Source organism: Corynebacterium sp. HMSC059E07, from assembly GCF_001814395.1.
Classification (GTDB): domain Bacteria; phylum Actinomycetota; class Actinomycetes; order Mycobacteriales; family Mycobacteriaceae; genus Corynebacterium; species Corynebacterium hesseae.
In genome coordinates this window covers 96,400-115,953 of sequence record NZ_KV816329.1, presented here as the reverse complement: position 1 = coordinate 115,953, position 19,554 = coordinate 96,400, and the positions used below count along the sequence as shown (strand labels likewise).

The 19,554-nt window shown below is 59.5% G+C and carries 19 protein-coding genes and 1 pseudogene; 5 read left to right on the top strand and 15 right to left on the bottom strand.

The features are described 5' to 3' along the window. Positions 1-10: 10 nt before the first annotated feature. The 4 genes from miaB to HMPREF2967_RS09495 form a co-directional block, all read right to left on the bottom strand. Complete coding sequence (gene miaB, locus HMPREF2967_RS09510) at positions 11-1,474, bottom strand: tRNA (N6-isopentenyl adenosine(37)-C2)-methylthiotransferase MiaB (protein ID WP_070686319.1); 1,464 nt, start codon at positions 1,472-1,474, stop codon at positions 11-13. 96 nt (positions 1,475-1,570) lie between these two features. Beyond that, positions 1,571-2,170, bottom strand: coding sequence for a recombination regulator RecX (gene recX, locus HMPREF2967_RS09505; RefSeq protein WP_070686205.1), 600 nt, complete (start codon positions 2,168-2,170; stop codon positions 1,571-1,573). A gap of 9 nt (positions 2,171-2,179) precedes the next feature. After that, complete coding sequence (gene recA / locus HMPREF2967_RS09500) at positions 2,180-3,313, bottom strand: recombinase RecA (protein ID WP_070524502.1); 1,134 nt, start codon at positions 3,311-3,313, stop codon at positions 2,180-2,182. A 238-nt stretch (positions 3,314-3,551) separates the two neighbouring features. Then, positions 3,552-3,956 carry a hypothetical protein gene (locus HMPREF2967_RS09495; protein WP_158014713.1) on the bottom strand — a complete coding sequence of 135 codons (405 nt, stop codon included), beginning with the start codon at positions 3,954-3,956 and terminating at the stop codon, positions 3,552-3,554. Between the two features lie 228 nt (positions 3,957-4,184). Between HMPREF2967_RS09495 and HMPREF2967_RS09490 the strand changes: the two genes are divergently transcribed. The 3 genes from HMPREF2967_RS09490 to HMPREF2967_RS09480 are packed head-to-tail and all read left to right on the top strand — an operon-like array spanning position 4,185 to position 6,078. Beyond that, on the top strand, positions 4,185-4,760 hold the full coding sequence (locus HMPREF2967_RS09490; RefSeq protein ID WP_070524504.1) for a biotin transporter BioY: 576 nt from the start codon (positions 4,185-4,187) through the stop codon (positions 4,758-4,760). Between the two features lie 5 nt (positions 4,761-4,765). Continuing rightward, positions 4,766-5,458 carry an energy-coupling factor ABC transporter ATP-binding protein gene (locus tag HMPREF2967_RS09485; protein ID WP_070562901.1) on the top strand — a complete coding sequence of 231 codons (693 nt, stop codon included), beginning with the start codon at positions 4,766-4,768 and terminating at the stop codon, positions 5,456-5,458. A 5-nt stretch (positions 5,459-5,463) separates the two neighbouring features. After that, a complete protein-coding gene (locus tag HMPREF2967_RS09480; protein ID WP_070686201.1) occupies positions 5,464-6,078 on the top strand; it encodes an energy-coupling factor transporter transmembrane component T family protein in 615 nt (204 codons plus the stop codon). 2 nt (positions 6,079-6,080) lie between these two features. On the opposite strand, the gene HMPREF2967_RS09475 is transcribed toward HMPREF2967_RS09480, so the two are convergent. The 4 genes from HMPREF2967_RS09475 to pgsA all read right to left on the bottom strand — a co-directional run bounded on the left by HMPREF2967_RS09475 (position 6,081) and on the right by pgsA (position 8,489). After that, a complete protein-coding gene (locus HMPREF2967_RS09475; RefSeq protein WP_070531429.1) occupies positions 6,081-6,917 on the bottom strand; it encodes a PspA/IM30 family protein in 837 nt (278 codons plus the stop codon). Positions 6,918-7,023: 106 nt separating this feature from the next. Beyond that, complete coding sequence (locus HMPREF2967_RS09470) at positions 7,024-7,371, bottom strand: helix-turn-helix domain-containing protein (protein ID WP_070531432.1); 348 nt, start codon at positions 7,369-7,371, stop codon at positions 7,024-7,026. A gap of 45 nt (positions 7,372-7,416) precedes the next feature. Next, entirely contained in the window at positions 7,417-7,902 is a 486-nt protein-coding gene (locus HMPREF2967_RS09465; protein ID WP_070686199.1) for a nicotinamide-nucleotide amidohydrolase family protein, read from the bottom strand. Beyond that, complete coding sequence (gene pgsA / locus HMPREF2967_RS09460; RefSeq protein WP_198531043.1) at positions 7,899-8,489, bottom strand: CDP-diacylglycerol--glycerol-3-phosphate 3-phosphatidyltransferase; 591 nt, start codon at positions 8,487-8,489, stop codon at positions 7,899-7,901. The genes HMPREF2967_RS09465 and pgsA overlap by 4 nt, the downstream gene beginning before the upstream one ends. A gap of 47 nt (positions 8,490-8,536) precedes the next feature. On the opposite strand from pgsA, the gene HMPREF2967_RS09455 reads away from it, so the two are divergent. Continuing rightward, positions 8,537-8,827, top strand: a complete 291-nt coding sequence (locus tag HMPREF2967_RS09455) for a YciI family protein (RefSeq protein ID WP_010190299.1) — start codon at positions 8,537-8,539, stop codon at positions 8,825-8,827. A gap of 17 nt (positions 8,828-8,844) precedes the next feature. On the opposite strand, the gene HMPREF2967_RS09450 is transcribed toward HMPREF2967_RS09455, so the two are convergent. The 7 genes from HMPREF2967_RS09450 to dapB all read right to left on the bottom strand — a co-directional run bounded on the left by HMPREF2967_RS09450 (position 8,845) and on the right by dapB (position 18,677). Next, complete coding sequence (locus HMPREF2967_RS09450; RefSeq protein WP_070513055.1) at positions 8,845-9,963, bottom strand: TerC family protein; 1,119 nt, start codon at positions 9,961-9,963, stop codon at positions 8,845-8,847. A 179-nt stretch (positions 9,964-10,142) separates the two neighbouring features. Beyond that, positions 10,143-13,376: a DNA translocase FtsK 4TM domain-containing protein gene (locus tag HMPREF2967_RS09445; RefSeq protein ID WP_070513052.1), complete on the bottom strand. Its 3,234-nt coding sequence runs from the start codon at positions 13,374-13,376 to the stop codon at positions 10,143-10,145. A gap of 77 nt (positions 13,377-13,453) precedes the next feature. Then, positions 13,454-14,092 (bottom strand): TIGR03085 family metal-binding protein, encoded by a 639-nt coding sequence (locus HMPREF2967_RS09440; protein WP_070516843.1) that lies wholly within the window; start codon positions 14,090-14,092, stop codon positions 13,454-13,456. Between the two features lie 43 nt (positions 14,093-14,135). Then, positions 14,136-16,199 (bottom strand): ribonuclease J, encoded by a 2,064-nt coding sequence (locus HMPREF2967_RS09435; protein ID WP_083295551.1) that lies wholly within the window; start codon positions 16,197-16,199, stop codon positions 14,136-14,138. Between the two features lie 2 nt (positions 16,200-16,201). Continuing rightward, positions 16,202-17,110, bottom strand: a complete 909-nt coding sequence (gene dapA / locus HMPREF2967_RS09430) for a 4-hydroxy-tetrahydrodipicolinate synthase (RefSeq protein ID WP_049157584.1) — start codon at positions 17,108-17,110, stop codon at positions 16,202-16,204. A 71-nt stretch (positions 17,111-17,181) separates the two neighbouring features. Then, positions 17,182-17,931: an FAD-dependent thymidylate synthase gene (gene thyX, locus HMPREF2967_RS09425; protein ID WP_070513046.1), complete on the bottom strand. Its 750-nt coding sequence runs from the start codon at positions 17,929-17,931 to the stop codon at positions 17,182-17,184. Next, complete coding sequence (dapB, locus tag HMPREF2967_RS09420; RefSeq protein WP_070513043.1) at positions 17,931-18,677, bottom strand: 4-hydroxy-tetrahydrodipicolinate reductase; 747 nt, start codon at positions 18,675-18,677, stop codon at positions 17,931-17,933. Before dapB ends, thyX begins: the two co-directional genes overlap by 1 nt. A gap of 303 nt (positions 18,678-18,980) precedes the next feature. Between dapB and HMPREF2967_RS13265 the strand changes: the two are divergent. Beyond that, positions 18,981-19,554: pseudogene (locus HMPREF2967_RS13265) on the top strand (HNH endonuclease); the annotation flags it as partial.

Below are 19,554 nucleotides of genomic sequence, written 5' to 3'. Positions count from 1 at the left end.
CTACTCCCTTCTAGCAGCCACAGGAATCAGCGGGAGCGCTGGGCTTGCCGACGCCCGGCAGGCCCAACCCCACCCCAATCGGTGCCGTGGTGGGGGTCTGCCCCGCAGCCGACATGTCGCCGGCCTTGGTGCGGCGGTGCTCACTGACACCGGAATCGGCCACGAGGAAGAAAGAGCCCGCATCCGTCACGGTGGTGTGCACGACATCGCCAGGGCGAATCTCCGCGGAGATGTCCTTGCCCTCACCATCGACGGGAGCAAAGTGAACGAGGCGGCCATCGCGAGCACGACCGGTAAGGCGGTGGGTCTCGGCGGACTTGCGGCCGCCTTCCGCCTGGACCAGGAGCTCCACATCGGTGCCGATGAGCTTCGCATTCTCCTCGGCCTGGATGCAGTCTTGCAGCGCTACAAGGCGCTCGAAGCGCTCCTGCACTACCTCCTTCGGGATCTGGTTCTCCATGACCGCAGCCGGGGTTCCCGGACGCGGCGAATACTGGAAGGTAAACGCGGAGGCGAAGCGGGCGCGACGCACCACATCCAGGGTGGCCTCAAAGTCCTCCTCCGTCTCACCGGGGAAGCCCACGATGATATCGGTGGTGATGGCGGCGTGCGGCATTTTCTCGCGCACTTCGTCGAGGATGCCCAGGAACTTCTTCGTGCGGTAGGAACGGCGCATGTCTTTGAGGACCTTGTCGGAGCCAGACTGCAGCGGCATGTGCAACTGCGGGCACACAGCCGGAGTCTCCGCCATGGCATCGATGACGTCGGAGGTGAACTCTGCCGGGTGCGGGGAAGTAAAGCGCAGGCGCTCAAGCCCCTCGATCTTGCCCACTTCCCGCAGCAGCTTGGAAAAGGCGAAGCGGTCTCGCGGCAGGTCCGGGTCAGCGAAATTGACGCCATAGGCATTGACGTTTTGGCCCAGCAACGTCACCTCGGACACTCCCTGCTCCACCAAGGCCTGAACCTCTGCGAGGATGTCGCCAGGGCGGCGGTCCTCTTCCTTGCCGCGCAGGGAAGGAACGATGCAGAAAGTACAGGTGTTATTGCAGCCCACGGAGACCGATACCCACCCGGCATAGGCGGACTCGCGCTTGGCCGGCAGCACGGAGGGAAAAGCCTCAAGCGCGTCGACGATTTCAACCTGGGCCTCATCATTGTGGCGGGCGCGTTCGAGAAGTGTCGGCAAAGCCGCCATGTTGTGGGTGCCGAATACCGCATCGACCCACGGCGCGTGGTCAAGGACTGTGTCCTTATCCTTTTGCGCCAAGCAGCCGCCCACAGCGATCTGCATGCCGGGGTGGTTTTCCTTCGTTTTCTTCAGCGCACCTAGGGTTCCATACAAACGCTTGTCGGCGTTCTCACGCACAGCACAGGTGTTAAAGACTACGAGGTCAGGCTCGGCGCCATCCGGTGCCGCCGAGTAGCCGGCTTCCTCAAGCAAACCGGAGATGCGCTCGGAGTCATGAACGTTCATTTGGCAGCCGAAAGTCCGCACCTCATAGGTGCGGGGCTGGCTATTGATTTCGGGGGAGCTCACGGGGGGGACATTCTAACTGGCCCATCCGGCTACTCATAATGCCTTTAATTCGGCGATGCGCGCATCAAGAGCCTCGATGGATATGCGCATGACAAGTTCCTGGTTGTAGCCGCGCCGCGCGAGCGTTCCCACGATGCGGCGCAGGAATTTGTCCCTTTCATGCCGGTCGGCCGGAACCTTTTTAAGCGTCCGTGCCTTCTTCTCCGCGACCTGGCGGGCGACAGCCTCTTCAGATTCTTCTGTAATCTGCTCTAAGGCTGCGGCCCGATCAGCGGCATCAACGCCCTTCTCCTTGAGCTCCACGTTGAGGGCTCGGGACGACTTGCCGCGCCGCGCATGACGCTGGCGAACCCATTCCTTGGCAAAGCTCGCGTCATCAACAAGGCCGACATCTGCGAGGTCATCAACAACTTCCTCGACCACGTCGGGCTCGAAGTCCGCAGCAACGAGGCGGTCACGCAGTTCTTTGCGGGAACGCGCTCTCTGATCCAGCAGACCCAGCGCACGAGAACGCACGGGAGCCTTCGCTGCCTCGGCTGCTGCATCAACCAGCTGCCCGCCCGCGTCACCTGATTCATAGGATTCGAGGGCCTGGCGCAGCTTCGCAATCTTCTCCGGTGAGGGTTGTGCCATTGATCCCGTTTAGTCGTCGTCGAAATCGACGTTCGGAACCAGATCCACAGACTCATCCGTCAGCGGATCATCTGCTCCTGGCACATCCATGGCCACGTTGTCGCCACTCTCGGCAGCGGCAGCACCCACACCGAGCTTGACAAAGATCTTCTTCTCAATCTCATCCGCCAGATCCGGATTATCCTTGAGGAAGTTACGAGCCTTCTCCTTGCCTTGGCCCAGCTGGTCACCCTCATAGGTAAACCAGGAACCAGACTTCTTGATGAAGCCGTGTTCGACGCCCAAGTCAATAATGGAAGACTCGCGCGAAATACCTTCGCCATACATGATGTCGAACTCAGCGATCTTGAACGGCGGGGAGACCTTGTTCTTTACAACCTTGAGCTTGGTGCGGTTACCGATGGCATCCTGGCCGTCCTTCAAGGTTTGGATTCGGCGGATATCGCAGCGCACCGAAGCATAGAACTTCAGCGCCTTACCACCAGTCGTGGTCTCCGGCGATCCAAACATGACGCCGATCTTCTCACGGAGCTGGTTGATGAAGATGGCGGTGGTCCCCGAGTTATACAGAGCACCCGTCATCTTGCGCAGCGCCTGGGACATGAGACGAGCCTGGAGGCCAACATGGCTATCACCCATCTCACCTTCGATCTCCGCCTTGGGGGTCAGGGCAGCAACCGAGTCAATCACGATGATGTCAATGGCGCCAGAGCGCACGAGCATATCGGCGATTTCCAAAGCCTGCTCACCAGTATCCGGTTGGGAGACCAGCAGGTTATCGGTATCAACGCCAAGCAGTCGTGCATACTCCGGATCGAGAGCGTGCTCAGCATCGATGAAGGCCGCAATACCGCCAGTCTTCTGCGCCGATGCAATAGCGTGCAGGGCAACGGTGGTCTTACCCGAGGATTCCGGACCATAAATCTCCACGATGCGGCCACGCGGGAAGCCGCCGACGCCCAATGCGATATCGATGGCCGTATTACCGGAGGAAATAGCCTGGATTGGCGGGCGATCATCATCACCCAGGCGCATAACGGCGCCCTTACCAAAATCCTTCTCAATCATCGCCATGGCAGCGTCAAGGGCTTTTTGACGATCATCGCCCTTGCTTGCTGCCGAGGACTTCTTCTTCGTAGCCATTCATTTCCTCACTATCGTGCGTCAGTTGTAGTGCGTTCTTACGCGTTAATTAAAAGTGGCACCTAATTAGACTGCCACGTGGCAGCTGAGGTTCCCTGGCGCGACTCAAACAGCCTTAGCGCCCTCTCCTCAAGCCACGAAGTCACCCTAACGTGCCCGCCGGACCACGTCCCACAATACACACACAAGTGTTCGATTTTCCATTTCGCCCAAGCGCGTGTCCCAGCGACAGCCTCCACTACTGAACTACCCAAGGACCGTCCTGCTCGTGCCGCGAGAAGGTCACCTTTTCAGCAGTCTGAAGAACGGCCACCTCCTCCCCTAACGAGCTGCAGACATCCAGGTCATCGAGGTCAGCCCTGCTACTCATATACTTGGAATACCCCGGCCCTTGCGCATCACGGTAGATCTCAACGCTACCCGCCGCCGGTGGCACCCACTCATCATCCTCATCTGTACCTCCCTGCCAGGTTCCATCGCTGGCGGCGAGGACATCCCTTTCGGTAGCGCCAGGGCAAATAATGATCACCCGTTCATACTCCGAATCGAAGATGTCACCGATCGGCATGTCTACGCTTCCCGGCTCCCCTCCCTCGACCCCAGCGGCCTCATCGATATTTTCGATGACGTTCGCGGAATTCACCAACGAACATCCAGCTAAGCCGCCTATAGCCACACCGGAAAGAAGTGCTACTGCCCCATAGCGCGCCCTAAGGCACCCTAAACCCTTAAGCCACGCTTGTTTCTGCCCAATTTCCATGCACCAAAGATACCCCGTTCGGGGTGGATGCGCGTCCTAAATTTCGTGCTTGAACACTGTTCAAAAGGTGCTATTTGCTGCACAGTTATCCCACTGGATAAACTTTGGCCCATGAAAAAGAATTCCGTCGCGACTGACATCGCGTACGTCGCGGTCTTTACCGCGCTCATCATAGTCTTTGCTTTTGTCTCTATTCCTACTCCCACCGCGGGCGTACCCATCGTTCTTCAAAACGCGGTTATCATCCTCGCGGGTCTGGTCCTCGGCGGCCGCCGCGGCCTCTTCGTGGGCCTGCTCTTCATTGCCCTCGGCCTCGTCGGCCTTCCCATCCTCGCCGGCGGACGTAGCGCGTTGAGCGCTCTCGCCGGCCCCACGGTTGGCTACCTCGTTGGCTATGTGGTCGCCCCGGCCATCGCCGGACTCATCGCCTACCGCGCCCCGCGCAACAAGGGCGGAATGACGCTCATCCTCGCTATCGCCGGCGTCGTTGGCCTCGCCGTTCAGTACTTCTGCGGAATTCTCGGCCTGATGTACCGCTCTGACATGTCCTTCGGTGCAGCCACCATCGCCCAAGGGCCATTCCTCATCCCCGATCTCATCAAGGTCGCCGTGATGGTTGTCATTGCGGTCGGCGTCCATGCAGCGTTCCCAGACCTGATGGGCCGACGCACCGCTAAGGCGAAGTAGCTCCCGTGCCGCTCATTGAATTCCGTAACGTGTCCGTCACCTTCGACGAGACGCCTGTGCTTAACGACGTTTCCCTCAACTTGAGCGAACAACGCATCGGCATCATCGGCGCCAACGGCGGCGGCAAGTCAACCCTCGTCCGGCTCATCAATGGTCTCGGTGAGCCCTCACGCGGTGAGGTCTTGGTGGACAACATGGACGTCGCCAAGCACGGCAAAGAAATCCGGCGCCGCGTGGGATTCGTATTCTCAGACGCCGAGAACCAAATCGTCATGCCGCAGGTACGCGATGACGTGGAATTCTCCCTGCGGCGCCTCAAGCTGCCTCGGGAGGAACGCACCGCGCGTGTCGACGCCGCACTCGAACGCTTCGGCCTTAAGGCCCTGGCCGAACAATCCCCACACTCGCTCTCCGGCGGGCAGAAACAGCTCCTCGCGCTGGCTGCGGTACTGGTCATGGAACCGACCGTCATCATCGCCGACGAGCCGACAACCCTGCTGGACCTGCGCAACCGTGACCGCATTCGCCGCGAGTTCGCCAACCTGGAGCAGCAGCTGATCGTGGTTACCCACGACCTGGACTTCCTCTCCGACTTTGACCGCGTTCTGTGCATTGACGACCACCACGTAGCCGCCGATGGAACACCCGACGAGGTCATTCCCTTCTATACGAAGCTCATGGAATCCCGCCCCCTCTAGCGATCATGCCCAAGAACATCCCACTCGGCTTCTATGTCGACGCCGACACCATCATCCACCGCATCCCCGCCGCGGTGAAATTCCTCGTACTCATCGGCTTCATCCTCGTGACTTCGCTGGCCGTTCACACGATTAGCTGGGCAGCGCTAAGCCTCGCTCTCCCCCTTGCCCTCTTTCCCATTGCCCGGGTTCCCTTTCGCGTCGCGCTCGGCCAGCTCGCGCCGCCGCTCTATCTCCTCGTCGCACTCGCTGCATTTCAGTGGTGGCAGAAGGACTTCACGGCGGCTGCCATCATGTTCCTCACGATTTACGCGGCGATTAGCGCGGCGGTCCTGCTGACGCTCACGACGAAGGTCTCGGAGATGATGGACTCCCTGGATCGCGCCCTTGCCCCGCTGGGGCGCCTCGGGGTCCCCGTTGAGAACATCACGCTGGCGATGTCCCTGACTATTCGACTGCTTCCCCTCATGCTGGGAACCGTGGTCGAGGTGCTAGACGCACGAAAAGCCCGGGGCGCCACGGCATCATTAACCGCTTTTGGCACCCCGGTTATCATTCGCTCTATCCGCCGCGCACGCGCCATGGGTGAGGCGCTTCAAGCGCGCGGCGTCGGCGACTAAGCCTATTCTCCGCGCAGCTCGCGCAGGCGAGCCTGAACGGCATCGTTCTGCACGTTCGGCTGAGCCTGGGTTCCTGCCGAGCCGATTGCCTGCTGGGAGTTGCCCTCCACGGCCTTCGGGTTATTCATCTCCGCGCGAATCTGCTCGAGACGGGAGTGGCCAGCCAGTTGCACGCCGGCCTGCTCAATCTCCTGCATACGGTTAGACACGGAGTTCTCCGCGAGTTCTGCCTGGCCCAGGGCCTTGGAGTAACGGCGCTCAATCTTGTCGCGCACCGCGTCCAGGGACGGGGTGTTGCCGTTGGCAGAAAGCTCATTCATCGAGTTGAGGGACTCGGAAACCTTCTCCTGCATCTTGGCCTGCTCAAGCTGGGACAGCAGCTTCGAGCGCTCGTTGACCTTCTCACGCAGGGCCATGCCATTGCGCTCGACGGCCTTCTTAGCCTGCTCCGCCTGCTGCAGTGCCTGATCATGCAGCTTCTTGGTGTCCTCAACAGACTCCTCGGCAGTTACCAACTGGGCGGCGAAGGCTTCTGCTGCGTTCTCATACTCGGTAGCCTTCTGCGCATCGCCCTCAGCACGAGCCTTGTCCGCCAAGTTCAGAGCGTTGCGGGTGTTCTGCTGCAGCTTTTCGATCTCGCTGAGACGGCGGTTGAGCTGCATCTCCAGCTGGCGCTGGTTGCCGATGACCGCCGCAGCCTGCTGCGAGAGCTCCTGGTGCTGGCGCTGAGCTTCCTCGATTGCCTGCTCAATCTGTACCTTCGGATCAGCGTTCTCCTCGATCTTCGAATCGAAGAGAGCCATCAAGTACTTCCAGGCCTTTACGAATGGATTCGCCATAACAGAAGGTGCCTTTCTCAGCAGTTCGTTGTGTCTATAAAAAGTGTTCGAAAAGAATTCTCTGCCTGCCTAATATTAGCGAAGCAAGCAGTGCTACGCCGCGGTTCTACAGTTCCGATGCTGCGGGTGCGGTGGACGCTAGCTCTTCATCCATCGATGGCAGCGCCATGTAGCCAGCGGCCTCGATGAGAACATCGGAAACACTGACATCAAGCGCATGGCACACGGATGCCAGAAGCTCAGAGGAAACCTCCTTGCGGCCGCGCTCCAACTCCGAAAGGTATCCCGGGGACACGCGCGCTACACCGGCGAGCTCACGAAGGGTCACGCCCTTATCCGCACGGAAGGCGCGAAGCGTCAGTCCGAGTGCCTCACGCAGCAGCGGCTCAGGGGTCCGCGTCGACCGCGTGCTGGTCTGGGTGGGCTTATCAAGTAATGCAACTGAAGTGTTCATCACTCCGTACAACGGCCCAGCACTCCTCCTTGTTCCCACAATCAACTATTTTTCTTCAAGAGTTGATAGGAGAAGACTCAATGCTGCCTCAACTGCACCGGCACGAATCGCGTTGCGCCCCTCAGCAGAAAGCTCATAGCGGACGCCTCGCTTGGCGACGCCCCCGTCGCCCCTCCCGCACAGCCCCACATACACGGTTCCCGCAGGTTTACCTTCTTGGAGGTCCGGCCCGGCCACACCAGTCAGCCCTAGCCCCCAATCCGCACGCGTTTCGACAACTGAGGCCTCAGCCATCTGCGCGGCAGTAGCGGCAGACACCACGCCTTGATCGTCAAGCTCTTCCACGGTGGTGTTGAGGAAATGTGCCTTGACCTCTGTCGCATACGTCACCAGACCGCCCCGCAACACCGCCGAGGCTCCCGGCACGCTCGCCACCGTGGCAGCGGCTAAACCGGCAGTAAGGGACTCACAGAACGCCACGGTTTCGCCGCGCTCGCGGAGCCTGGACACTAATTGCTCCTCGATGCTCACTGGTTCTCCCTACGGCCATCAATGAGATACTGGATGCCGGTCAGGACAGTAACGAAGGCGGCAGCCAACATGACGAGGAAGCTCGGAAGGTCCATCCACCCCGGCAGCGGACAGAGATACAACGCCACCGCCACAGTCTGCAACGCTGTCTTGAGCTTTCCGCCTTGGGAAGCCGGCACCACCTTCCCTTGACGCAGCAAGAAGAAGCGCCAAATCGTAATGCCGAATTCGCGAAACAGAATCAGCACGGTGATCCACACCGGCAAAGCCCCGGTGATATTGAGGCACACGAGGGCCGCGGTCATCAGGGCTTTATCCGCGATCGGGTCCGCAATCTTGCCAAAGTTAGTGATGAGTCCCCGCGCGCGTGCAATATCGCCATCCAACTTATCCGTGAGCATCAAGAGCGCGAAGCAGAGGAAAGCCCACCATTCATGGCCGGCGAGCACCAGCCAGGCAAACAGGGGGATAAAGAGGATGCGCAAACTAGTCAGGATGTTGGGCAGGTTCCAATTGGAGACCTCGGGGTTTACATCCGTGGTTCGAGATTGGTTGCGCGCAGCCTGAGAATCATTCACGCTCTTCATCCTACCGTGGCCTCCCTGCCACTCGAGCGAGCACTACCATGGTCGGTATGAAGTATTTCGCAGTTTCCTATGAATACAATCCATCTAACCCGGTTATTGCTGAGGTTCGCCCGAAGCACCGCGAATTCATCGGCGCACTCCACGACAAGGGCCAGATCTGTGGCTCTGGCCCCTACACCGATTCCAAGGGCGGGGCGCTCATCGTCCTGCAATTTGAGGATGAGTCCGTAAAGGTGGCCGATGTCATCGCCCTCATGGACCAGGATCCCTTCTACACCGAAGGCGCTGTTACTGGGCGCGCTTTCCGCGAGTGGAATCCCGTTATTAATTCCTTCTAAATCCCCGCGGCCCGAGTTTAAGGCAGCTCGGACTTGGGAAGTTCGTCCGCCTTGCCGACGAGCTCGCCCTCCTTGTTGCGAACGATCTTGTTGCCATAATCGTCCCAGTCGTAGTGGTTGTGGGAAATCACCACACCACCCTGGGCTTGGTCGCGTTTGTCCTTCCACACCGACAACAACACCGTCACGAAGAGGACGCCAACGATGACCAGCAGCGACACCATGGTCGTAATTTCCGGTACCGCACTGACATTCTCGCCGCCGTTGATGAAGGGCACGTTGTTCTCATGCAAAGCGTGGAAGAGCAACTTGACACCGATGAACAGCAAGATGATACCCAGGCCATAAGGCAGGTAGACCAGGCGGTCCAACAGGCCATCAATGAGGAAGAACATTTGGCGCAGCCCCATGAGAGCGAAGGCATTGGTGGTGAAGACGAGGAAAGGCTCCGAGGTAATGCCGTAGATAGCTGGGATGGAGTCGAAGGCAAACATGACGTCGATCAGCCCGATAGCCGCCAAAGCAACGAAAAGCGGCGTCAGGGCGAATTTGCCCTTCTTCTCACCGGATTCCTCACGGTGGGTGAGCTTGTCACCGTGGTAGCGCGGGGTCACATGGATCACTTTGCGCAGCCACTTGACTACCAGCATGTCGTTGGGGTCGGTCTCGGGCGTCCCGTTGATCTCATCGATGAGCAGCTTGACTGCGGTGTAAATAAGGAAGATGGCAAACAGGTAGAAGACATCCGACCATGCCGCAATAATGGCCGCGCCCATCAAGATGAAGACAAGGCGGAAAACCAGCGCTAGGACGATACCGATGAGCAATACCTTCTGCTGATACCTGCGGGGAATCTTGAAGGAGCCCATGATGAGCGAGAACACGAATAGGTTATCCACGCTCAAAGCCTGTTCCGTCACCCAACCGGTGTAGAACTGTGCCGCGTGTTCGCTGTCCCACAGCACCCACACAACTCCGCCAAAGACAACGGCCATCGCCATGTAAAACAGGGTCCAGCCGCCGGATTCCTTAATGGTCGGCTCATGTGGTGAACGAACATGACTGTAGAAGTCGAAGATGAAGAAGCCTAGGATCACCGCGATGGTGATGGCCCAGACCCATAGTGGCACATGCATAATGAGTTATCCCTCCGGTCGACACGACAATAAAGACCGGAGGTCTCCCCCGCTAGCAAGCCGATGTCACAGCCTCGCTAGCCGACGCGACCGGGAACTGTACCGCAGTTGCCGTGTTGACGATCGACGCCGTGGATTGGGGTACTCCCCTCCAAGACTCGTCCTATCCTACACGGAACTTAGAACGCACCTGTGGAGGGGTTAGCGGAGATTTCAACGGTGCGGGTATCGGCTTCAGCGTCGTCTACCCCGCCGGCACCTTCGGCGTCTTGGACCTCCTTCGGGGCCTCTGCTGGGTCAGCGCCCTTGATCATCCAGATGATAGTGTCGAGCTCCTCCGGCTTGACCAGAACCTCACGTGCCTTGGAGCCTTCGGAAGGCCCGACAACACCGCGCGACTCCATGAGGTCCATGAGTCGACCGGCCTTGGCAAAGCCGATGCGCAGCTTGCGCTGGAGCATCGACGTCGAGCCCAACTGGGAGGTGACCACAAGGTCGACGGCCTCCAAGAGATCGTCCATATCCTTGCCGATCTCCTCGTCGATCTCCTTCTTCGCCTCCGAGGCCTTATCGTCCGTCACGCCTTCCGTGTAGTTCGGCGAGCCCTGTGCCTTCGCGGCGTCGACAACCGCCTGCACCTCCTCGTCGGAGACGAACGCACCCTGCATACGCACCGGGCGGCCGCCCTGCGGGATGAAGAGGCCATCGCCCATACCGATGAGCTTCTCGGCTCCACCCTGATCCAGGATGACTCGAGAGTCCGTAAGCGAGGACGTCGCAAAAGCCAGACGAGAAGGAACGTTGGTCTTAATAAGACCGGTCACAACGTCCACGGACGGGCGCTGCGTTGCCAGCACCAAGTGGATACCGGCCGCACGTGCCTTTTGAGTAATGCGAACGATGGAATCCTCAATTTCCTTCGGCGCCGTCATCATGAGGTCCGCGAGCTCATCCACGACGCACACGATGTACGGGTACGGGCGCATCTCTCGTTGGGAGCCGGCAGGAGCCTGGTATTCGCCACTGCGGACCTTCCGGTTGAAGTCCTCGATCTTGCGCACGCGGGCAGCCTGCATGTCCATGTAGCGCTGCTCCATCTCCTCCACCAGCCACTGCAGGGCCGCCGCAGCCTTCTTCGGCTGCGTGATGATGGGGGTGATGAGGTGCGGGATACCTTCGTACGGGGTGAGCTCCACCATCTTCGGGTCGACGAGGATGAGGCGGACGTCTTCCGGAGTCGCGCGGGTCAACAGCGAGACCAGCATGGAGTTCACGAACGCCGATTTACCCGAACCGGTTGCGCCGGCCACGAGCAGGTGCGGCATCTTCTTCACGGAGAAGGAGGTGTACTCGCCTTCGATATCCTTGCCCAAGCCAATCAGCATGGGGTCATGGTCGGCACGCAGTGCCGGGGAATCCAGGACGTCGCGCAGACGCACCATCTCTCGGTCCGCATTGGGCACCTCAATGCCGACTGCGGACTTGCCTGGAATCGGGGTGAGCAGGCGCAAGTTATCCGTCGCGACGGCGTAGGCCAGGTTGGACTGCAGGTTCGTAATCTTCGAGACCTTGACGCCAGGGCCCAGCTCGATCTCATAGCGCGTGACTGTCGGACCACGGCTAAAACCGGTGACCTGGGCATCGACTTTGAACTCCTCGAAGACCTCGGTGATGGCCTCGATGATGCGATCGTTAGCCTCCGTGCGTGCCTTCGCAGGTTTGCCGGCGGTGAGCAGGTCCGTCGTCGGCACATCGTAGCCGCCGCCCAGGGCAGTGTCTTCCGCACCACTCGGGGCTGCGGGTGCTTCTTCGGCTACGCTCTGGGCTTCATCCTCAATCTTGGCACCCGTTCGCGCATCACGTCCGGATCGTTCCTGGAACATGCGCACTGCCTCGGAATGAGCGGCGGAGACCACGTCCTCTCCCGCTGAGCCAGCCGACGCTGCGCTTGCCGACGCCTCGGCAGCCGCCGCTCCCAGTGCTGCACCGGCGGCACCGCCGACGTCCACGCGGGGACGCTTCATCGGTGTTGGCTTGGGCTCTGGCTTTGGTTCGACTTTCTGCTCCGGTTGCGGAGTTGGCTGCGGGGCTGGCTCAGGATCCGGTACGACGGGGAACTCGTCGGTATCATCCGCGCGGCTATCAAAGCTCGGGCGGCCGTGCTGTACGGGCTCCTGGCTTACTGGCTGAGCTGCCGAGTCGAAAGAGACGGTGGCATTGTCATCCAGAATCTGCTTTGGCATCGGCTTCGGTGTCTGCTTCGGGCGCGGTCGCGAAGTGTATGCCGGGCGCACAGGACGCTCACGCCCCTCGGCAATGGCATCGATGTCATCGCTGACGTAGTCGTAGTCGTCAGCAGGGGCGTCGTCAAGCAGCTCATCTTGGGACGAACGGTTCTTGCGATCACGCAGGCCGCCGACGAGCGCGGAGAATTGGGCGGCCACGAAGTCATAAGCTTCGCGCAAGGTAATGCCCGTGATGTTGAGCGCCCCGTACACAATGAGCAGGAAGAGCAGCGGCACCGCCACATAGCTGGAAAAAGCCGCCACGAGCAGCTCGCCGATTCCAAAGCCGATGGCACCGCCTGCCTCCCCGGCAGCATTGTTATTCCAGGTCAGCTTCGGGAGCCCAGCAAAAATGTGGATGAGACTGAGCATGCACACCACGATGAGGGCCGTGCCGCCCACCACTCGCGGCTTGAAATGGCCCGCCGGACCGGACAAGTCCATCATGAGCGCAATGGCGACGGCGATCAGCGCGACGGGAAGAACATAGGCGCCCGCGCCAACCACATAGCGCACAGCATTGGTGAGGTACTCACCGATGATGCCGGCCACCTGGAACCACGTGGCGCAAGCAAGGATGATGGCCACGCCGATAAGCACAAGAGCGACCGCGTCTGGATTGGAGACGCGGATACTCTTCTCAGTGTGAGCTGGGCGCTCCATGACCGTCGTCGGCATCTCGCTTTCGACGTCACGCGCCCGCGTTACCTTGCTCTTTGCCGGAGCAGCGCTATCGGCCTTGTTGCTCTTTTTCTTGTTCTTCGCGCGTCCAGAAATTTCCCCTGGCTCCCTCAACTCGTCGTAATCATCGTAGGCACCCTCGTCATGAGCAGCATCGTAGGCGGAGTCATAGAGGTCGTCATCTCGACTCCCCGCATCTACCGGCTTGAGACCGGCAAGGCCGTGCCCGACCCCTCGCGCCATGCTTCCCACGCCTCGGGCGGTAGCGCCAAAAACGGTTCCCAGTCCTCGGCCAACGGCGCGAAAGGCGCTGCCGGTCCTCTCTTCGGAGGTCTCGGCAGCGCGGGTTGCGGAGGTCAGCGAATAGCTTGTGCGGCCGGACGGCCGCGACCGATTGGCGGTGCGACCTCGGCCGGAGGCGCGAGACGGAGCGTTCTTGACAGACATGCCTGCCACTTTAGTAGCAAACACACCATTAACAACATGCGCCACACGCGTGCACTGAAGATTTTAGACAGTTCAGCCTACAGACTTGACCTAACGACGGCGGATGAATCCCCGTCAATCTCAACGCGAGCCGCCTCGCGGCCGAACGCCCATAGGAGCAACTCGGAAACTGCCCCACGGACCCGCACCACGTTGTCCCCCTTCGCTGCCACACGATGTTTATCCGCCGCGACGAGTGGCGCAAACCCAGCCGGCTCCAGCACTACCGGGAGGCGAGAGTGCGCCAACAGCCTTAACCCGAGAAACTTTAGCGGTGCGAGCAACTCCTTCTGCACCGCTAGCGAGAAATCACGCGGTTCGCTGTGCGCATTGGCCCGGCGTAGGTCTTCGTGGTGCACAAAATGCTCTGCGGTGTTGAGCACTGAATCCACGTAGCGCAGAGGGTTGAGCTTTCCCAATCCCCTACCCCAGTCATCCACCAGTTCCTCAAAATCTCGCGCACGGACTTCCTCCATGATGCTGTCCGCATGGGAAGTCAGCGCTGGAACAAAAGAACTGATGACGACGTCGGGCCGGTTTTCGCGGATCCAGAGGTGCGACACGAGGTCGCGGGCCGTCCACCCTTCGCACAACGTTGGAGCATCGGGACCAAGTTCACGGAATAACGCCACCATCTTGGCGCGTTCTGCTGAGGAAAACGACATGCGCCCCAGCATACCTACCAGAAGCAGGAACGCTGGGGCACTGTCTACCTAGACGTTAGAGCGATTCACGGGAGGCGTGAACTTCATCGTCGTCAGGCATCAGGACATCCGAGTTCGTCGGCACGATGGTCGGCAGAATGACCGGCTCGCGCTTGTACTTGGAATCCATGAGCTTGGATACCTTGCGGCGCAGCTTCTGCACCATGCGGTAGGTATCGTTCTCGCCCTCAGCGGCGAGATCGTTCATCGTGGACTCAACCAACTTGGCCACCTCCGGCACGATGCCGCGGTCATCGTCAGAGAAACCAGTGGTGGATACAGCCGGATGCTCAAGCAGCCGGGACGTGCGGTTATCAATCACACAGGTGATGGAAACGACGCCGCCAGAGCCGAGGTTGGTGCGGTCTGCCAGGGTATCTGCGTCGACGTCACCCATGGAGACGCCATCGACGTAGAGGTTACCCACGGTAATCTGGCCAACAACCTCTGCACGGCCGTTGCGCAGATCAACGACAACGCCGTTCTGTGCCAGAACCACGCGGTCGCGGTCAACGCCAGTGGAGACTGCCAGTTCCTTGTTTGCACGCAGGTGACGCCACTCGCCGTGGACCGGCATAACGTTCTTCGGACGCGCAGCGTTGTACAGGAAGAGCAGCTCGCCGCCGTAGCCGTGGCCGGAGGCGTGAACCTTGGCTTCCTTGTTGGTGATAACTTCAGCACCAATCTGGGAGAGCATGTTCATGACACCGTAAACGGCCTCTTCGTTGCCCGGAATCAGGGACGAGGAGAAGATGATGAGGTCGCCGTCGCGGACGGTGATCTGACGGTGCTCACGGCGTGCCATGCGTGACAACGCAGCCATTGGCTCGCCCTGGGTACCGGTGGTGATGAGCAAGACCTTGTGCGGTGCCATCTTGGCAGCCTCGTCGATCGAGATGATGGTTCCGCGCGGAACCTTCAGGAAGCCCATCTTCTCGGCGATTTCCATGTTGCGCATCATCGAGCGGCCGTTGAAGGCAACCTTGCGGCCAGCATAAACGGCGGCGTCGATAGCTGCCTGTACACGGTACACGTTGGACGCGAAGGTTGCGATGATGACGCGCTGCTTAGCATTGGACACCAGGCGGCGGAAGGTAGCCGGGATATCTCCCTCGGATGCGGAAACGCCCGGGATGTTCGCGTTGGTGGATTCGCAGAGCATCAGGTCGACGCCCTCATCACCGTAGCGAGATAGCGCCGGAAGGTCGGTCGGACGGTTATCCAGCGGGGTCTGGTCCAGCTTGATGTCACCGGTGTGGATGATATTGCCAGCCGGGGTGCCCAGCATGATGCCCAGTGCATCCGGAACGGAGTGGTTAACTGCCCAAAAACGGCAGCGGAACGAACCGTAGTTCACATCCGACTTCTCGTTGACCTCAACGAACTTCGGCTTCTGGCGGTGCTCCTTACACTTCGCCGCAATCAGCGCGATGGTAAAGCGCGATGCCACGATTGGAATATCCGGGCGCAGCTTCAGCAGCCACGGGATAGCACCAATGTGGTCCTCGTGAGCGTGGGTTACAACGAGAGCCTTGACCTTGTGAATCTTCTTCTCGATCGGGCCAAAGTCCGGCAGGATCAGGTCAACGCCAGGCTCACCGGAGGACGGGAAGAGCACGCCACAGTCGATGATGAGCATCTCGTCCTGGTACTCGAAGACGGTCATGTTACGACCGATCTCAGAAATACCGCCCAGGGCATAAATACGCAGCGAATCCTTCTGCTGCTTCGGCGGCTCCGGCAGACGCTTCGTCAGATCCGCGCCCTGCATGGACTTGGGAACGTTGCGGCGGCCACGGTTGTTATTACGGTTGCGATTGTTGTTGCGGCCACCGTTGTTGTGGTTGTTGTTGCCGCCGCGACCGCGACCACGGCCGCCACGGGAACCACGGGAGCGAGAACGGCGGTTGCCGTCCTCAGAATTCGAGTTATTAGACTCGTTCGAATTATTGCCGGATGCAGCCGATTCGTTCGGCGCTTGAAAAACCGGCGAAGCCGCCTCATTCGAGGCGGTCTCAGTCTCCGAAGGCGGACCCGCCTTACGGGTTACCTTGCGGGAGCGATTACGGGATTCAGTCATTCTTAAAGGACTCCAGCCTTTTCCAAATCGTGGCGGAGAGCCTCGATCTCCTCCGCGTCAGCCGCGGTAACTGGGAGACGAGGTTCTCCAACTTCAATACCCTGCAGACGCAGGGCAGCCTTAACAAGAGTTGCTCCTCCGAGGCGGCCTTGCGCCTCGACGAGCGGGGACAAAGTTTTCGCGTTAATCTCTCGTGCACGTGCAATATCGCCTTCATCGAAGGCCACGTAGAGATCAGCCAGGGCGCGCGGAGCGAGGTGACCAATCACGGAAATAACGCCCGAAGCACCGAGGGCCAGCCACGGCAAGTTCAGTCCGTCATCTCCGGAGTACCATGCCAAACCGGTTTCCTGGATAAGCGGTGCGGCTGCTACAAGGTCGCCCTTGGCGTCCTTAACAGCCTTGATGTTCGGCACCTCCGCGAGGCGAAGAAGGGTCTCCGTCTCAATCGGAATGCCCGAGCGGCCAGGGATGTCGTACAGACAAATGGGGAGGTCCACGGCGTCAGCCACAGCAGTAAAGTGCGCGTACACACCAGCCTGGGAAGGCTTGGAGTAATACGGGGTCACGACCAGAAGGCTGTCTGCTCCCGCATCAGCGAAAGCGCGCGCGGCCTCAATACTGGTGGCGGTGTTATTAGTTCCCGCACCAGCGCACAACTTAGCGCGGCCGCCTACCTCTTCCTTTACAGCTGCGAACAGCTCCAGTTTCTCATCCAACGACGTCGTCGGTGATTCGCCCGTGGTCCCAGACAAAATGAGCGAATCAACGCCGTTATCAACCAAATGAGCTGCTAGGCGACGACCAGCGGACACGTCCAAGGCGCCGTCCTGGTCAAATGGAGTGACCATAGCTACGCCTACGCGTCCGAAGGTGTCGACGCCTGCCTGTGCTGTCATACCTGTGCTCATAGGCGTCAAGATTACCTGCTTTCGCCCCTATTGGCCGCATCGGGGTCGTGCGCGAGTCTCCTGCAAAGCCTTTAAGCGTACGGGCTCGAAGCCATTTCGGTGCCGTCAGCCAGGGTGGTGATATGGAAGTCGTCGAAAAGCACCGGCGATTGCTCCCGCAACAGCTTCAAGCACGTGACGGCGAGCTGGCGCATCTCTGTATCGGCTTGTTCAGTCGCCCGCGCGCCAATAAAGTGACGCCACGCGCGATAGTTTCCCGTCACGACGATGCGGGATTCCGTGAGATTAGGTAATACCGCACGCGCTGCTTGTCGAGCCTGTTTCTTGCGCAGCAATGCATTTGGCTCCTCTTCCAACTTGGACTCGAGAGCGTCGAGGAGCTCCTCGTAGACAAACCTCGCTTCGTCGGCCGCCTGGAGGGTCAACCGCGTTAGCTGTTCATCTTCCGCAATGAATTTGGGCAGGACTACCTCCGCCTCCTCGGAATGCACGAAACGTTGCGAGAGCTGCGAGAAGGAGAAATGACGGTGGCGAACCAGCTCATGCGACGCCGACCGCGATAGTCCCCGTATATAGAGCGTCGCCGTAGCATGCTCCAGCAATGCATCGTGGCCTACCTCCAGAATGTGGTGCAGATAGGCCTGATTTGAGGCGGTACGGGGATTCGGCTTGTCGAAGGACTCATAACAGGCGCGTCCGGCAAATTCGACTAGAGCCTCGCTTTCCGACGCCCCCTCATCAACCTCCCAGTCCACTCCTCGCGGCGCATGGAATGCGGTTGCCGCAATGAGCTGGACATCAAGCTCAGAGACCTTTGCCATTACAGCCCCAAGTACTTCTCAAGTCCCACGGTCAAGCCTGGGTGGGATGCGATTTCTCGTACACCCAGCAGAACACCGGGGGTAAAGGAAGAGCGGTCATAGGAATCCTGACGGATGGTCAAGGACTGGCCTTGAGTGCCGAAGATAACTTCTTCATGAGCCACCATTCCCTGCATACGGACTGCGTGGACGTGAACACCATCGACGTCTGCGCCGCGCGCTCCATCGAGAGACTGCTCGGTCTTGTCCGGCATAGCGTCCAAGCCTGCCTCCTGGCGAGCCTTCGCAATACCCTGCGCAGTGTGAACCGCGGTACCGGACGGCGCATCGAGCTTGTTCGGGTGATGGTATTCAACTACCTCGGCACTGTCGAAGAACTTCGCCGCCTGCGCGGCAAACACCATGGTCAGTACAGCTGAAATAGCGAAGTTCGGGGCAATGAGAACGTTGCCGGCGCCCTCTTTCTTAGTCCACTCCTCCACCTTGGCTAGGCGTCCTGCATCGAACCCCGTGGTACCCACAACAGCGTGGATGCCATGTGCGATGCAAAACTCTAGATTGTCCATGACCGATGCCGGCTGGGTGAAGTCGACGGCGACCTCGGCACCCGATTCAACCAGCTTCTCCAACGGGGTCTCGCGGTCGATGGAAGCAACTAGCTCCAAATCCTCTGCCGCATTAACGCCTTCCACGATTGCTTGGCCCACGCGCCCTTTAGCCCCCAAGACGCCTACCTTGATAGTCATTGACAATCCCTTCATACGTGTTCGTGCGGTTAACTGTGCCCAGTCTATCCCTGACACCGGCGAGGTTTCAGACAGGGCTCAAAAGGCTGCCTTTAATACGCATTTTCTTCCTTTCGTTGCGGACACAGGCGACACCACTCAAATCATTCGGTATCGAATGTCCTGGCTAACCCATGGTGACTACCCCCGTTTATAGTGACAACTTGACATGAATTTAGTGCTGGCTATGGCTATGTGGGGTGTGTGGTACTAGAATCATGGTTAGAACACTTCTTCTAACTCATGTTGATCTCGGGGGAGACCATGACCACCACCGCTACACGCCCGCCTACCTTTTTCTTTTCCACCACCAACCCTAATAATCCACACGCGATGGCCCGTGCTCAAGCCCGCCGGGCCACCTATAAAACCTGGGTCGGGGCCATGCCCAGCCTGCACGCCGATATCAACACCACCGCACTATCCCTAGTTGCTGCCTGGTCACTGCCGGAAGGCCACATCAAATCCGGCCTGCGTGCTATCCACCGGCTAGAAAGTCTGCCGAAAGTCAAAGCCATACAAGACACCCACTGCCTGCTCGACATTGAATCCCTCATTGCTATCGATCAACCCATGTCAGCACTGACAGCCTTGACTGATGAAACCCTGGATTTTATCGACACCCTCCTGGCTGACTTTTTTACCCCTTCTAAGCCGAACCAAGCTTTTCCCACGCGTAGCCAAATCAGGCGCAAAGTCCGCGATATTTGTAAAACCCTGGATGATTCCATTGCCTATCGGGATACCCGGCCTAAAGATACGTACCGGTTTTCTTCTAACGGCACCTCAGCGTGGTTGGAACTGCAGGTTGGGGAAGACACCGGCATTAAACTCGATG

Coding starts and splice junctions, on each gene's coding strand:
- HMPREF2967_RS09490 (WP_070524504.1), top strand. CDS start 4,185: ATGAAAAAGAATTCCGTCGCGACTGACATCGCGTACGTCGCGGTCTTT.
- HMPREF2967_RS09455 (WP_010190299.1), top strand. CDS start 8,537: ATGAAGTATTTCGCAGTTTCCTATGAATACAATCCATCTAACCCGGTT.
- HMPREF2967_RS09435 (WP_083295551.1), bottom strand. CDS start 16,199: ATGACTGAATCCCGTAATCGCTCCCGCAAGGTAACCCGTAAGGCGGGT.
- HMPREF2967_RS09440 (WP_070516843.1), bottom strand. CDS start 14,092: ATGCTGGGGCGCATGTCGTTTTCCTCAGCAGAACGCGCCAAGATGGTG.
- recX (WP_070686205.1), bottom strand. CDS start 2,170: ATGGCACAACCCTCACCGGAGAAGATTGCGAAGCTGCGCCAGGCCCTC.
- HMPREF2967_RS09450 (WP_070513055.1), bottom strand. CDS start 9,963: ATGCATGTGCCACTATGGGTCTGGGCCATCACCATCGCGGTGATCCTA.
- miaB (WP_070686319.1), bottom strand. CDS start 1,474: ATGAACGTTCATGACTCCGAGCGCATCTCCGGTTTGCTTGAGGAAGCC.
- pgsA (WP_198531043.1), bottom strand. CDS start 8,489: ATGAAGAGCGTGAATGATTCTCAGGCTGCGCGCAACCAATCTCGAACC.
- HMPREF2967_RS09470 (WP_070531432.1), bottom strand. CDS start 7,371: ATGAACACTTCAGTTGCATTACTTGATAAGCCCACCCAGACCAGCACG.
- dapA (WP_049157584.1), bottom strand. CDS start 17,110: ATGAGCACAGGTATGACAGCACAGGCAGGCGTCGACACCTTCGGACGC.
- HMPREF2967_RS09480 (WP_070686201.1), top strand. CDS start 5,464: ATGCCCAAGAACATCCCACTCGGCTTCTATGTCGACGCCGACACCATC.
- thyX (WP_070513046.1), bottom strand. CDS start 17,931: ATGGCAAAGGTCTCTGAGCTTGATGTCCAGCTCATTGCGGCAACCGCA.
- HMPREF2967_RS09445 (WP_070513052.1), bottom strand. CDS start 13,376: ATGTCTGTCAAGAACGCTCCGTCTCGCGCCTCCGGCCGAGGTCGCACC.
- dapB (WP_070513043.1), bottom strand. CDS start 18,677: ATGACTATCAAGGTAGGCGTCTTGGGGGCTAAAGGGCGCGTGGGCCAA.
- HMPREF2967_RS09475 (WP_070531429.1), bottom strand. CDS start 6,917: ATGGCGAATCCATTCGTAAAGGCCTGGAAGTACTTGATGGCTCTCTTC.
- recA (WP_070524502.1), bottom strand. CDS start 3,313: ATGGCTACGAAGAAGAAGTCCTCGGCAGCAAGCAAGGGCGATGATCGT.